The organism is Niallia yueguangensis (assembly GCF_052663115.1).
In genome coordinates, this window is the sequence record NZ_JBQTCX010000006.1 from 190,515 (window position 1) to 204,457 (window position 13,943).

The following is a 13,943-nucleotide window of genomic DNA, read 5'->3' on the forward strand; positions in this document are numbered from 1 at the left end:
CCATTTAATTAGGATCGTTATGTAGTTGCGATTCTTCCATAAGTTCTACTGGATCATATATGTATGTTTGCAAAGAAATCTGTTCGTTTTTTTCAAAAACAATTCCTTCTTCTTCTAACAATTGCTTTTGCAACATTTTTGCTTCTTCATTTTGAATGGAGATTTTTCCACTTGCATTAATCACTCTATGCCAAGGAAGCTCATATTTACTGCTCATCGCATGCAAAATCCGGACAACCTGTCTTGCACCACGGCTGCTTCCAGCTATTTTAGCAATTTGTCCGTATGTCATTACCTTCCCCGCTGGAATAGATTGAATAACTCTTATTACATTAGAAGTAAATGATTTCATTATCTCTTTCCTGACTGTTTAAATTTTCTTTTCTTTAAAATAACTTCATTTCAGAGGGTTGTCAAAATTTTCAGCAAAGATTGGTTTCATTTTTGATGTAGGCTGTTTTCTCAAAGTTTGTTGTTTTAGAATAAAATAACAAACATGATTGAAGCACTGAGCAGCCTGAATACACGTAGACTCCTGCGGAAAAAGCGAGAAAGACGAGACCCCACAGGAGCATAGCGACGAGGAGGCTCGGCACTCGTCCGCGGAAAGTGAAGTGTAATCAGGCTGCGGGTTACATAACAACAATCTATATGAAAAAAGCCTTGATGTATAAAAAACAGCAACTCTCCCCTGTTTTATTATTTCAACATAATAACAGAAGATTATTTGCTGTTTTATCTTTCCTACTATTTACATGCCTACATTTTGCTGAAGCATTTGATTCGTTTGCATCTGCGTTTGTGTATACGTATTAATTTGTTTATTAATTTCTGCACTTAATACAGGGGATGATGTATTATACCAGCCTTGCTGTGACATCAGTTGATATGTTCGATCTTGAATCTTTAAAGTATCTTGAAGAAGCCGCTCAAATACTTGACGTACTTCTGGGCAATTGGATTCAGTTGTAGCGGTTGTATATTCTCTGGCAGAACGTTTTAAATCAGATAAAAAAGAGTACACAATATCTTGATCTCCAATAGTTGGTGTTTGTTTATTCATATCGTTTTTCTCTCCTTATTGCATTTTTGGGGCGATAGAGACATGCTGCTGCATCGTTGTTAAAAGCTGCTGATAATGCTGTTGATGCTGCTTCGTTGCTTGTGTAAATAATTGCTGAACTGCCGGATTTTGTACATGTGTAAGAGCAACTATTGCCTGTTTAATTAATAAATCTTCATTTGACATACAATCTGCCAAATATTCAAGCTCTTTCGCTGTCAACGGTTGAACCATTTTGCTCCCTCCTTTTCCGTTTAGTTTGTTCCAAAAACGAATCATCCATCCAGCATCATAATTGGTAATAATTTGGAGTGTTATAAGAAAACGCTTCTTACTATACGGCTGTTTTCTCAAAGTTTGTTGTTTTTTACGTAAAAAATGGGAGAAGAAGTACTCAGCAGACTGAATACACGTAGACTCCTGTGGGTATGCGAGAAAGACGAGACCCCACAGGAGCGTATGCGACGAGGAGGCTCGACGCTCGCCCACGGAAAGCGAAGTGTATTCAGTCTGCGAGTTTAAAAGCAACAATCTATACGAAAACAGCCTTCTATAAACAAAAAAGGCTGCCACCTAAATGTGACAACCCCTCTCTATTAATGTCCGCCCAAGTATGCAAGCTTTAACTCTTCACTTGCTTGTAATTCTTCCGCTGTTCCAGATAATACAACACGTCCTGTTTCGATTACATATGCTCTATCGGCAATGGATAAGGCCATATTGGCATTTTGTTCTACTAATAAAACCGTTGTGCCATTTTTATTGATTTCTTCAATAACTTTAAAAATCGTTTTAACAAACAATGGAGCTAGTCCCATTGAAGGCTCATCCAATAACAACAGCTTTGGTCGTGCCATGATTGCCCGGCCCATTGCAAGCATTTGCTGCTCCCCTCCAGAAAGAGTTCCAGAAGCTTGTTTTTTACGCTCTAACAGCCTAGGAAATATTTCATATACACGATTTAAATCTTTGCGAATTTCCGCAGCGTCTTTCCTTAAATATGCCCCTAATTCTAAGTTTTCTTCCACCGTCATATTAGCAAAAACTCTGCGGCCTTCAGGCACATGGGAAATTCCTGCTTTCACAATCGATTGGGCAGCCTTCCCAGCAATGGATTTTCCTAAATAATGAATCGTACCTGACTTTGGCTTTAATAAACCAGATAATGTTTTTAATAGCGTGCTTTTTCCGGCACCATTTGCACCGATAAGGGTAACAATCTCGCCTTCTTTCACTTCCATCGTTACTCCTTTTAATGCCTGGATATTGCCATAGTATACATTAATATCCTCTACTTTTAACATTTACTCCGCAACCTCCTCTCCTAAATAAGCTTCAATAACCTTTGGATGATTACGGATCACTTCAGGAGTTCCTTCTGCTATTAATTGTCCATGATCTAATACATAAATTCGTTCGCATATTCCCATCACAAGTAGCATATCATGTTCTATTAAAAGAATCGTTAAATTAAACTGTTTGCGAATAAAAGCAATTAACTCCATTAATTCATGCGTTTCTTGCGGATTCATTCCTGCTGCAGGCTCATCCAACAAAAGCAGCTTCGGTCCTGCCGCCAACGCTCTGGCAATTTCTAAGCGGCGCTGCTGTCCATACGGCAAGTTTTTTGCTTTTTCATCTTTATATTTATCTAGTTGAAAAATCTTTAAAAACTCAAGCGACTTTTCTTCCATCTCTTTTTCCCCGGCAAAATGGGATGGAAGACGAAGGATGCTGCTTAATATCGAATGTTTTGCCAAAGAATGATACGCAACTTTTACATTATCTAATACTGATAATTCATTAAATAAACGAATGTTTTGGAACGTTCTGCTTATTCCTCTTCGTGTAACCTGGTATGGCTTTAATCCATTTAGACGCTTTCCTTTGAAAAAAATATCTCCCTCAGTTGGCGTATATACACCTGTAAGCAGATTGAAGGTAGTTGTTTTTCCAGCACCATTTGGACCGATTAATCCGATTAACTCGCCTTCATGAAGCTCCATATTTATTTCGGAAACTGCTTTTAATCCGCCGAATTGAATACCTGCTCCTTTAACATGAAGCAATGGATTATTTTTTGCCATTAGAACTACCTCCTTTTCGTTTAAAGAAATCGGTAATTTCTATTGTTCCCATCAACCCTTTAGGACGGTATAACATGACAATTACTAAAACTAAGCTATAAATAATCATTCTTGTTTCTGGGTATTCTTGAAGGAAAGTAGAAATAATCGTTAAAAATACAGCCGCGATAATAGAGCCCGAAATGCTTCCCAATCCACCTAAAACGACATAAATAAGAATGTCAAACGATTTTAAGAAGCCAAAATTGGTCGGTTGAATAATATAAAAATTATGTGCTTGCAGCGCTCCTGCTATTCCGGCAAAAAATGAGCCCAGCGCAAATGCAACTACTTTATAATAGGTAGTATTGATGCCCATCGCATCAGCAGCTATCTCATTTTCTCTTACAGAAATGGCGGCACGACCATGACGGGAATTCGTAAAGTTCACGATCACTAAGATCGTAATAAATAAACAGATAAATGTAGAAGTCCATGTTGCCAGGCGTGATACCTGCATACCAGCAGCTCCGCCGACATAATCGATATTTAAAAAGAAAATCCGAATAATTTCTGCAAAACCTAACGTAGCAATCGCTAAATAGTCTCCTCGTAAACGCAGTGTTGGAATCCCTACTAACAGTCCTGCCAATGCTGCTACAATTCCCCCTGCAATAATTGCGACTGGAAACGGCAGCGAAAGCTTCATCGTCGCGATTGCTGATACATATGCACCAACTGCCAAAAATCCAGCATGTCCAATCGAAAATTGGCCAGTTATTCCGATTACTAAGTGAAGACTCACAGCCAGCATAATATTAATAGCCATTAAAATAATCATATTACCGTATAGTGGATCTATTATTCCTGAATTCATAAAAAATTGGATAACACCGTAAAGAAGCGCAGAGAGGAATAAAAACACCCAAAAACTTTTTGACTTTTTCATTTTCTCTTCACCTACACTTTCTCTTTTGTATTCTTGCCGAATATACCAGCTGGTTTAAAAATAAGAATTAAGATGAGAATAATAAATGCGGCAGCATCTCTCCATAAAGAGTAGCCTAATGCACTGACAATTGTTTCAACTACACCTAATAATAAGCCGCCTACCATCGCGCCAGGAATAATGCCAATACCGCCTAATACTGCGGCAACAAATGCTTTTAACCCTGGAATAACACCCATCAATGGTTCAATTTTTGTATAATAAGCGCCAAATATAACTCCTGCAGCACCTGCTAATGCAGAACCAATCGCAAAAGTTGCTGAAATAGTACGGTCTACATTGATCCCCATTAATCTAGCTGCATCCATATCTTGAGATACCGCTCTCATCGCTTTCCCTGTTTTTGTTTTATGGACAATAAATTGCAGGATGATCATTAACAATACAGATACGCCTAAAATCAATAATGATTTGCTGCTAATCTGCGCTCCAAAAACATCAAATGTTTTAGTTGGCAAAACGCTTGGATATGTTTCTAACTGTGCTCCGCGAACATAAATCACTCCATATTCAATAAGCAGAGAAACTCCAATCGCCGTAATAAGTGCTGCAATTCTTGTTGCGTTGCGAAGTCTCTTATATGCAATTCGTTCAATCAGCATTCCAAACAATGCAGATGCCACCATTGCTAAAATTAAAGCAGGGAAAAATCCTAGCCCCCATCCTGTAATAGCATAAAATCCGATAAATGCACCAACCATAAACACATCGCCATGAGCAAAGTTAATTAATTTTATAATTCCGTAAACCATTGTATATCCTAGTGCTATTAAGGCATAGATGCTTCCTAAAGATATACCGTTTACAAGCTGCTGTAGCCATTCCATTTTGTTTCTCACTCCTTTTTTAAACGAACATTCCCATCAGAAAAAAATTCCTTTTATTGCGGATAAAATGGAAAATAGGGAGGATATTCTCCCCCCATTACGTTCTGATTTAAAATTACTTTACGGATTAATTTTTGATTTAAACACCTGTTTTCCGTCTTTGTATTCTAAGATAGTTGCTGATTTGATTGGATTATGGTTTTTATCAATTGAAACAACACCAGTAATTAAAGGAAGATCTTTTGTTTCTGCTAAAGCATTTTTTACTTTTTCCGAATCAGTGCTTCCAGCTCTTTCAATTGCATCTTTTAATAAATAAACAGAATCGTAGCCTAGTGCATTAAATGCATCAGGATTTTTATCTTTATTCTTTTCTTTAAACGTACTTACAAACTTTTGAATTTTTTCATCTGGATCTTCAGAAGAATAGTGGTTTGTAATATACGTATTATTTAATGCGTCTTTCCCAGCAAGATCAACTAATTTCGGTGAATCCCAACCATCTGCACCCATAAACGGTACAGTAATGCCTAATTCACGAGCTTGTTTAATGATTAAGCCCACTTCTTCATAATAACCAGGGATAAAAATAAAATCTGGTTTCTTCGCTTTAATTCGAGTTAAAGTAGAGCTGAAATCTGTATCTTTTGCTACATAAGCTTCTTCAGAAACAATATTCCCGCCATTTGCTTTAAACGTTTCTTTAAAAGAAGCTGCCAATCCTTTTGCATAATCACTTGCACTATCAGCAAAAATCGCTGCATTTTTAATTTTTAATTCTTTCGATGCAAAGTTTGCTGCAATCGTTCCTTGGAAAGGATCAATGAATGAAGTACGGAATGCATACTCATTTACAGAACCGTCCTTGTTTACCGTAACATTAGGTGCAGTTGCGGACGGAGATAAGATAACTGTTTTATTTTCATTTGCAATTTGCACTTGTGCCACTGTATCACCACTTGTTGCCGCGCCAATAATTGCTGATACTTTATCTTGTGTAATTAATTTAAGCGCTCCATTTGTAGCTTCCGTAAGATCGGATTTATTATCGACTTTTACAGGTTTGATTTGTTTACCGTCAATACCGCCAGCTTCATTGATTTCGTCAATCGCAAGATCAATTCCATCTTCAAGTGATTGTCCATAAGAAGCAACCGCTCCAGATAATTCTAAGTTTACTCCTAACTTAATTTCATCTTCAGATGACTTGTTTGCTCCTCCCGCACTACAACCAGATAAAATACCTGCCGCAAGTACAGAAGACGTTAATAAAACTTTTAGTTGTTTCTTCATTTTCAGTTCCCCTTCTTCTATTTATCTTTTTAAGTATTCTGAAAATAACACCAATTCAGAACAAACTATAGTCCTTTCTAAAAGTACATTTGCTATTTTAAAACAAAACTTTCGTATTTGTCTAGTCCAATTTTTCACAAATTAAACAAGTCTGAAAATTATTATAATAAAACAAATAAATGTTAAAAACCAACCAATTTTCCGCTATACATTCTTATTCAATCCAGAAAAACAGCTTGTTTTCAGCGGCTATCAAACAATAAACATTATTTTAAAATACTAAAACCTTTTTAATTTTTGTAATTGTGAATTTTATGTGAATATAATAGTTTTCCGTCATTTACACTTCACGAAATGTAAGGACTTCTAACGTTTCTTGTTATATCCAACATTACAAAAACCAAGTTCTAATTGTGAACTTGGTTTTACGATTAACTTCTCTTTTTACCGTGGCGAATAAGAAATAAAAAGTAAGGTACCCCTATAATCGCTGTTATGATGCCTGCCGGGATTTCTACTGGCGGATTCAACCCTCTTCCTATCCCATCTGCAACTACTAAAAGCAGGGCACCTATTATTGCAGATCCAGGTATAAGATAAAGGTGGCTTGATCCAAATATCCGCTTGGCTATATGTGGAGCAATGAGCCCGATAAATCCAATGGAGCCGATTGCGGCCACACAAGCTCCTGCCAATGCTACCGATATTATTAACAGATGATACCTAGTCTGTTTCACTTTTAATCCCAGCCCAGTTGAAACTGTTTCGTCAAAACTTAAGATGTCTAACTGCTTATATAATAAAAAGGAGACGGGAAGAAGAACAATAATCCATGGAAATAGTCCGTAAACTTCTTCCCAGCTTTTCCCCCAAATGCTGCCTGCCAACCAAACGAGTGAGTCGTTTGCCTGCAACGGGTATTTCACAAGAAAATATTCTGTAATAGCCTGGCATATAGCGCCTAGTGCAATCCCTACTAATGCAATAGTACTGGATTCTGCCCCAATTTTATTCGATATAATTAGCAAAAGGATGCATATAAAGGCAGCCCCAATAAAAGAAAAGACAGGAAGAATAGAAGTAGTTACACTCGGAATAAAAATAATGATAATGACAGCAAATAAACCAGCGCCTTTTGTAATTCCGACGATATCCGGTGAAGCGAGAGGATTTCTGATCACGCTTTGCAAAATAACACCAGAAACAGCAAAACCGCTGCCAGCTAACATCGCAATTATTATTCTAGGCAAACGATAATTTTCTACAATAAATGCTGCACCTTGATTTTCTCCTGCAAAATAAAGAGCGGTATCTACAGGATTAATGTAAATACTGCCGACTCCTATCATCAAATAGGCGGCAGAAATAAGCAGCAATAGCAATATGCCAATACGTACCATATAAGGAATGGCAACTTTACGTTTAGTCATCTGATTATACATAGTTCACACTCCTTTTTTCGTCTTATTTCTTGCAAGATAAAGAAAAAACGGAGCACCTATAATAGCAGTAATAATGCCGACTGGAGATTCATAAGGATACGCAATAAAGCGTGACAATACGTCAGCATATGTTAATAAAATCGCTCCACATAATGCGGAAATAGGAATCACCCTTCGATAATCTCCACCAACCATCTTTCTGGCAATATGGGGAATCATCAATCCGATAAAGCCTACTGATCCAGCCACCGCAACGGATGAACCTGCCAAAATAACAACCATGATGGCGGTGATTAGTTTGATTACCTGAATTTTCAACCCTAACCCAATAGCAGTTTCCTCACCTAAACGGAAAATCGTTAATGATTTTGCTAGTAGCATAGAGGAAACAATGCCGAAAATAGACCATGGCAATATGATTTTGACATCACTCCATGTAGCACCGCTTATCGCTCCTGATAACCAAAAAAGGACATTAGAGATTTGCTCATTAAAGATAAGCATTCCTTGTGTAAAAGACGATAATAACAAATGCACTGCCATTCCTACTAAGGCAATCTTCATATTGGACATTTCTTTTGAGGCAGCAAAAGAATAAACGATAAAACCGCCTACAACGGATCCTAAAAAGGCAAAATAAACGAGATTTGCAGCATTAATTTTCGGAAGAAAAATAATAGAAAACACCACAACAAAAGAAGCACCTGCATTTATTCCAAAAACTTGAGGAGACGCAAGAGGATTTCTTGTCAACGCCTGCATTAAAGCACCTGCAATCGCTAAATTCGTCCCAATAATAACACCAAGCATCGCCCTTGGTAAGCGGATTGTTTCAAAAACGAGCAATTCTTTTGATTTTTCCTGATCCAACCATTGCTGCAACAGCGTAGATATGGAAATGGAAGTCGTACCGATAAAAACGCTGATACATATTCCAATAAACAAAAGTACAAACAATAATAAATAGAGGCTAAAAAGGTTCCATTTCGTCTTATTAAGAATAGTCTGATTCAAAAATTAACCTCCCTTGGCTATCATTTAATAACTCTTTTCGTATAGATTGTTGAAATTTAACCCGCAGCCTGAATACACTTCGCTTTCCGCGGACGAGTGCCGAGCCTCCTCGTCGCTATGCTCCTGTGGGGTCTCGTCTTTCTCGCTTTTCCCGCAGGAGTCTACGTGAATTCAGGCTGCTCCGTGCTTCAGCCATGTTTATTATTTTATTCAAAAACAACAAACTTTTAGAAAATAGCTTTAATAATAAGACTCTGTTAAATTCCATTGTTGATTTCCAAAAGGTCAGGGAATCCACTCCCTTTCCGCAGGAGTCTCACAGATTCCCTTCTTATAATTAACACTATCGTTTAACAGAGCCAATAATAAATAAGAGAGCCAGATTTTAGTCTGACTCTCAAGGTATTTATAAACGCAAATTTTTCTTCGGTCCTCAGCTTCCTCGGATGCTACCATGACCTAAATGTGCTTAAAAATCCAACATATTTTGATCTGAATGAAGGGCTTTGAAATGGCGCTCATTTACATGCAGCGAGACAGATTTATTTGAACTTTTCATTCTCTGTATAGTTCAAAATTAAATGTAAAATATATTGTATAGGCCTCTTAAAAATGGTTAATATGACCATCAATTGCTATTATACAATATATCTGTTGCCTCCTCGACAATTTTTTCTGCTGACTTTAAGCCGCGATATCGAGTCCAGAGTGCTCTGTCTACTTCATAAACTTGATTATTTTTTACCGCAGCAATTTCATTCCAAAGCGGATTCTTTTTCCACTCTTCCAACAATGCTTTATCTGCTTCTGCCATAAAGATAACATCCGGATTCCATTCAACCATTTGCTCTAAATTAATATTGAATGTAGGCTCCTTTGCATCTTGAATAGCATTTTTCACGCCGATTTTTTCTAATAATTCTCCACCAAATGATGTTGATCCATGGGCACTTAGTGAATCTGCTCTAAACACTCCGATCAATATCTTTCTATTTTCATCGGAAGGAACTTCCTTTTTCACTTGATCAATGATTTCTGCATGTTTTGCAAGACGCTTTTCGCCTTCTGCTTCTTTATTTAATGTTTTTGCAATCGTTTTAAAAGAATCTAAGTTTTCTTCATAAGAAGTATTTCTGCTTTTTAGGATAATAGTTGGTGCAATTTTTGATAGTTCATCATAAATATCTTTATGACGGTTTAAGTCTCCAATAATCAAATCAGGCTGTAACGCACTTATTGCTTCTAGATTTGGCTGTTGTCTTGTTCCAACAGAAGTATACTTAATTTTTTGTCCTAATAAACCTTCTACATCATCATCGTTTTCATGTGCGATTCCTACAGGCGCTACACCAAGCTCCCATAATCCGTCTACAAATGAAAATTCAAGAGCCACAATTTTTTTCGGCTCGCCGACAATTGGTGTTTCTCCTAATTCATGTTTGATTACTCTAGTTTCCTCGCTGCTTTTCTCTTTATTATCAGAGTTGGATGATTCTGTTTTTCCACACGCTGCCAAAAAAGAAGAGATGATAATAACTAACATGATGCTAAATGCCGTTATTTTATTTCTATTTTTCATTTTCTTTCCCCTTTATGTAAAGTAATTAATAACGAATATCATTTTCATTAAATATAAACATATTCTAACAATGTAAAAGTAAAACAACAAGTATAGTAATAAAAAAAACTTTTTTAATTAAGCCACTCTGAAAAGAAGTTCCGCAGCGCGCATACACTTACGCTTTCCGCGGGCGAGCGCCGAGCCGCTTCGTCGCTACGCTCCTGCAGGGTCTCGTCTGTCTCGCTTTCCCGCAGGAGTCTTCGTGTATTCACGCTGCTCTGTGCTATAAATGTGGAGACTGCTTCTTTCCATGTGCCATGGTGCGAATTTTTATTAGCGTGGGGTCTCTGTTAACTTGCCTGTTGATTTCCGCTCTAATTAACAAAGTATAAAAATCAACAATTAGCTTTAACACAGCCTTTATTTAAAAAAAGTAAACTATTATTTATGGACCATTTTTCTAATTATTTTCCGATTCCGTTCATGAAAAACATCATTATGACTAGAAACCATAGCACTTTTATCTGCTTCTGGCTCAATAAACCGTTTTGCTTTATTTACTGCATTTGCAGCATCTTGAAAGGCCCCAGCAATTAACTGAACTTTTCCTTCATGTTTTAAAATATCACCAGCTGCATATATTCCAGGTATCGACGTTTCGCTCATTGCATTCCCTGCAATATAAAAATCTTCCAGCATTTGAATGTCTAATTTACTATTTTTCAATAATGATGAATCCATTTCGTAACCGTGATTGATGACAACTTCATCAACTGTTAAAGTACTTCTTTCATTTGTTTGATGATTTGTCAGCTCAACTGATGCAATTTCTTTTCCATTATCCATTGCGATTAATTTTGTAATAGATGTATGAAATAAACATTCAACTGAGCTTTTTAATAGTTCCGTTGCGTTTGCTTCATGACCTTTCATCGCATCTTTCCGACAAGTTAAATATACTTTTTTCGCAATAGGTTCTAATTCTAGCGCCCAATCTAAGCTTGAGTTCCCGCCTCCGGAAATTAAAACTACTTTATCTTTAAAGTGCCGATACGATTTTACTGTATAATGTAAGTTTGATACCTCAAATCTTTCTGCTCCTTCAATCGTTAATTTCTGTGGTGTTATGATGCCACTTCCAACAGCAACAATAACCGTTTTGGAGTAGTGGTATTCACCGGCTTCTGTTTCAAGCATAAAAATTCCCTCTTCATTTTTTGAAATGGACTTAATTTTTGTATTTAATATTACCTCAGGTTGAAAAGTAAGCCCTTGCTCTACAAGCTGCTCCCTTAATTTCTCACCTGGAAGCGGGGCATGGCCACCTACATCCCAAATCATTTTTTCTGGATATAAATGCAGTTTGCCGCCTAATTGTGGCAAATATTCAATGATCTTCGTTCTCATTTCTCTAAGTCCACTATAAAAAGCAGAGTAAAGCCCAGCAGGTCCTCCACCAATAATCGTTACATCGAATAATTCTGCACTTTTCATCATCGTTCACTCCTCAATAATAAAGTTATTGATTATCATTCTCAATAAATAGTATCTCTTTTTATCATTTTTTACAATCATGTATTGACAGATAATTCAAAGGATATTACTATTTAACTAGACATTAATGATTATCATTCTCAATTACTGCTTTCGTAAAGATTGTTGCTTTTAAAATCACAGACTGAATACACTTCGCTTTCCGTGGGCGAGCGTCGAGCCTCCTCGTCGCATACGCTCCTGCGGGTTCTCGTCTTTCTCGCATTCCCACAGGAGTCTACGTGTATTCAGTCTGCTAAGTACTTCTTCTCCAATTTTTTGTGTAAAAAACAACAAATTTTGAGAAAACATCTTTTTCCATAATAAAAAACGAGGAGGAATATAATGGTTCGACTATATACCGAAGATATAAGCATTGGCTATGGGGAAAAACTGATTGTCAAAGACCTTTGTGTAGAAATACCGGATAAAAAAATCACGACAATTATTGGTTCAAACGGATGTGGAAAATCAACCTTATTAAAAGCGATTACTCGTATTATTTCCCATCAATCCGGATCCGTTATTTTGGACGGGGAAAATATTTCAAAAGTAAACACGAAGAGTTTGGCCAAAAAGATGGCTATTCTTCCTCAAACTCCAGAAGCGGTAATGGGGTTGACTGTTGGAGAATTAGTTTCCTATGGAAGATTCCCACATCAAAAAGGGTTTGGGAAATTAACGACAAAGGATATAGAAGCAATTGACTGGGCGCTTGAAGTCACCGGTACAAAAGAATTTAAACATCGCCCTGTCGACGCTTTGTCTGGCGGTCAAAGACAACGTGTTTGGATTGCAATGGCACTTGCTCAAGAAACAGATATTATTTTTCTAGATGAGCCTACCACCTATTTAGATATGGCTCACCAGCTTGAAGTGCTTGAACTATTACAAAAACTGAACATAGAACAGGAAAGAACGATTGTGATGGTGCTGCACGACCTTAATCAGGCAGCACGATTTGCCGATTATATTGTGGCGCTTAAAGACGGGGAAGTCGTGAAAGCTGGCAGTTGCGAAGAAGTCATTACCCATGAGGTTCTCAAAGAAGTATTTCAAATTGATGCTGAAATCGGCAGAGATCCAAGAACAAACAAACCAATGTGTCTAACCTACCATCTAATTAAAGGAGAAAACAACTATGAAAAAACTGTTAGTCCCATTTATTCTAATCTTAGCGTTAGTTATTAGCGCATGCGGTAACAAAACATCAGAAAAAACAAGCAGCGATTCAAAAAAGGAAGAGTCTAAAACCATTACATACCAATCAGAAAATGGTCCTGTTGACGTTCCGGCAGATCCAAAAAGAGTGGTCGTATTATCATCCTTTGCAGGAAATGTGATGTCTTTAGGCGTGAACGTTGTTGGCGTAGATTCCTGGACGAAAATGAATCCGCGTTTTGATGAGAAATTAAAAAATGTTCAAGAAGTTTCGGATGAAAACCTAGAAAAAATTATTGAATTAAACCCTGATTTAATTGTCGGTTTAGACAATGTTAAAAATGTAGATAAGTTAAAAGAAATTGCTCCAACCGTTATCTTTACATACGGAAAAGTAGATTATTTAACACAGCATTTAGAAATAGGTAAACTATTAAATAAAGAAAAAGAAGCACAGGCTTGGATAGATGACTTTAAAAAACGTGCACAAAGTGCCGGAGAAGAAGTCAAGGAAAAGATCGGCAAAGATGCTACCGTTTCTGTTATTGAAAACTACGACAAACAACTTTATGTTTTTGGAAATAACTGGGGTCGTGGTACAGAAATTCTTTATCAAGAAATGAAATTAAACATGCCGGAAAAAGTAAAAAAGATGGCGCTTAAAGATGGTTATTATGCATTATCACAAGAGGTTCTTCCAGAGTTTTCCGGCGACTATCTTATCGTGAGCAAATACAATAACCAAGATAACTCATTCCAAAAAACCGACACATACAAAAAAATTCCAGCGGTTAAAAATAACCATGTATATGAGGCAAACGCAAATGAATTCTACTTTAATGATCCATTAACGCTAGATTATCAACTAGAATTCTTCAAGCAGCATTTTCTGCAAAACTAATTGTTTGTAGGCAGCATTATTTTTTTAATAGTAATGCTGCTTTTTTCATAGTTAGAAAAAACCTACTATATTA

At 36.9% G+C, this 13,943-nt stretch carries 14 protein-coding genes; 2 read left to right on the top strand and 12 right to left on the bottom strand.

What is annotated here, in order from left to right:
- Positions 1-4 precede the first annotated feature (4 nt).
- From ACTYA4_RS08065 to ACTYA4_RS08120, 12 genes are all read right to left on the bottom strand, one after another.
- Entirely contained in the window at positions 5-352 is a 348-nt protein-coding gene (locus ACTYA4_RS08065; protein ID WP_443480835.1) for an MGMT family protein, read from the bottom strand.
- Positions 353-751: 399 nt separating this feature from the next.
- The gene (locus ACTYA4_RS08070; protein ID WP_443480834.1) at positions 752-1,063 is read right to left on the bottom strand and encodes a spore coat protein; all 312 of its coding nucleotides are present in this window, start codon (positions 1,061-1,063) and stop codon (positions 752-754) included.
- 15 nt (positions 1,064-1,078) lie between these two features.
- Positions 1,079-1,297 (bottom strand): hypothetical protein, encoded by a 219-nt coding sequence (locus ACTYA4_RS08075; RefSeq protein WP_443480833.1) that lies wholly within the window; start codon positions 1,295-1,297, stop codon positions 1,079-1,081.
- 362 nt (positions 1,298-1,659) lie between these two features.
- On the bottom strand, positions 1,660-2,367 hold the full coding sequence (locus ACTYA4_RS08080; RefSeq protein WP_443480832.1) for an ABC transporter ATP-binding protein: 708 nt from the start codon (positions 2,365-2,367) through the stop codon (positions 1,660-1,662).
- The gene (locus tag ACTYA4_RS08085) at positions 2,368-3,150 is read right to left on the bottom strand and encodes an ABC transporter ATP-binding protein (protein WP_443480831.1); all 783 of its coding nucleotides are present in this window, start codon (positions 3,148-3,150) and stop codon (positions 2,368-2,370) included.
- Entirely contained in the window at positions 3,137-4,078 is a 942-nt protein-coding gene (locus ACTYA4_RS08090; RefSeq protein WP_443480830.1) for a branched-chain amino acid ABC transporter permease, read from the bottom strand. Before ACTYA4_RS08090 ends, ACTYA4_RS08085 begins: the two co-directional genes overlap by 14 nt.
- A gap of 11 nt (positions 4,079-4,089) precedes the next feature.
- Complete coding sequence (locus ACTYA4_RS08095) at positions 4,090-4,965, bottom strand: branched-chain amino acid ABC transporter permease (RefSeq protein ID WP_443480829.1); 876 nt, start codon at positions 4,963-4,965, stop codon at positions 4,090-4,092.
- Between the two features lie 120 nt (positions 4,966-5,085).
- Positions 5,086-6,258, bottom strand: coding sequence for an ABC transporter substrate-binding protein (locus tag ACTYA4_RS08100; RefSeq protein ID WP_443480828.1), 1,173 nt, complete (start codon positions 6,256-6,258; stop codon positions 5,086-5,088).
- Positions 6,259-6,689: 431 nt separating this feature from the next.
- Positions 6,690-7,700, bottom strand: coding sequence for a FecCD family ABC transporter permease (locus ACTYA4_RS08105; protein ID WP_443480827.1), 1,011 nt, complete (start codon positions 7,698-7,700; stop codon positions 6,690-6,692).
- Positions 7,701-7,703: 3 nt separating this feature from the next.
- The gene (locus ACTYA4_RS08110) at positions 7,704-8,714 is read right to left on the bottom strand and encodes a FecCD family ABC transporter permease (RefSeq protein ID WP_443480826.1); all 1,011 of its coding nucleotides are present in this window, start codon (positions 8,712-8,714) and stop codon (positions 7,704-7,706) included.
- Between the two features lie 628 nt (positions 8,715-9,342).
- Positions 9,343-10,293: an ABC transporter substrate-binding protein gene (locus ACTYA4_RS08115; RefSeq protein ID WP_443480825.1), complete on the bottom strand. Its 951-nt coding sequence runs from the start codon at positions 10,291-10,293 to the stop codon at positions 9,343-9,345.
- A gap of 423 nt (positions 10,294-10,716) precedes the next feature.
- Positions 10,717-11,769, bottom strand: coding sequence for an NAD(P)/FAD-dependent oxidoreductase (locus tag ACTYA4_RS08120; protein WP_443480994.1), 1,053 nt, complete (start codon positions 11,767-11,769; stop codon positions 10,717-10,719).
- A gap of 384 nt (positions 11,770-12,153) precedes the next feature.
- Between ACTYA4_RS08120 and ACTYA4_RS08125 the strand changes: the two genes are divergently transcribed.
- Together ACTYA4_RS08125 and ACTYA4_RS08130 are read left to right on the top strand one after the other, a co-directional pair.
- Complete coding sequence (locus ACTYA4_RS08125; RefSeq protein ID WP_443480824.1) at positions 12,154-12,999, top strand: ABC transporter ATP-binding protein; 846 nt, start codon at positions 12,154-12,156, stop codon at positions 12,997-12,999.
- Entirely contained in the window at positions 12,950-13,870 is a 921-nt protein-coding gene (locus tag ACTYA4_RS08130) for an iron-hydroxamate ABC transporter substrate-binding protein (protein ID WP_443480823.1), read from the top strand. The genes ACTYA4_RS08125 and ACTYA4_RS08130 overlap by 50 nt, the downstream gene beginning before the upstream one ends.
- Positions 13,871-13,943: the final 73 nt, after the last annotated feature.

Bases quoted from the DNA above. Each gene is read 5' to 3' on its own strand.
- ACTYA4_RS08070 (WP_443480834.1), bottom strand. From the start codon at position 1,063: ATGAATAAACAAACACCAACTATTGGAGATCAAGATATTGTGTACTCT.
- ACTYA4_RS08085 (WP_443480831.1), bottom strand. From the start codon at position 3,150: ATGGCAAAAAATAATCCATTGCTTCATGTTAAAGGAGCAGGTATTCAA.
- ACTYA4_RS08115 (WP_443480825.1), bottom strand. From the start codon at position 10,293: ATGAAAAATAGAAATAAAATAACGGCATTTAGCATCATGTTAGTTATT.
- ACTYA4_RS08120 (WP_443480994.1), bottom strand. From the start codon at position 11,769: ATGAAAAGTGCAGAATTATTCGATGTAACGATTATTGGTGGAGGACCT.
- ACTYA4_RS08080 (WP_443480832.1), bottom strand. From the start codon at position 2,367: ATGTTAAAAGTAGAGGATATTAATGTATACTATGGCAATATCCAGGCA.
- ACTYA4_RS08090 (WP_443480830.1), bottom strand. From the start codon at position 4,078: ATGAAAAAGTCAAAAAGTTTTTGGGTGTTTTTATTCCTCTCTGCGCTT.
- ACTYA4_RS08130 (WP_443480823.1), top strand. From the start codon at position 12,950: ATGAAAAAACTGTTAGTCCCATTTATTCTAATCTTAGCGTTAGTTATT.
- ACTYA4_RS08125 (WP_443480824.1), top strand. From the start codon at position 12,154: ATGGTTCGACTATATACCGAAGATATAAGCATTGGCTATGGGGAAAAA.
- ACTYA4_RS08100 (WP_443480828.1), bottom strand. From the start codon at position 6,258: ATGAAGAAACAACTAAAAGTTTTATTAACGTCTTCTGTACTTGCGGCA.
- ACTYA4_RS08065 (WP_443480835.1), bottom strand. From the start codon at position 352: ATGAAATCATTTACTTCTAATGTAATAAGAGTTATTCAATCTATTCCA.
- ACTYA4_RS08095 (WP_443480829.1), bottom strand. From the start codon at position 4,965: ATGGAATGGCTACAGCAGCTTGTAAACGGTATATCTTTAGGAAGCATC.
- ACTYA4_RS08105 (WP_443480827.1), bottom strand. From the start codon at position 7,700: ATGTATAATCAGATGACTAAACGTAAAGTTGCCATTCCTTATATGGTA.
- ACTYA4_RS08075 (WP_443480833.1), bottom strand. From the start codon at position 1,297: ATGGTTCAACCGTTGACAGCGAAAGAGCTTGAATATTTGGCAGATTGT.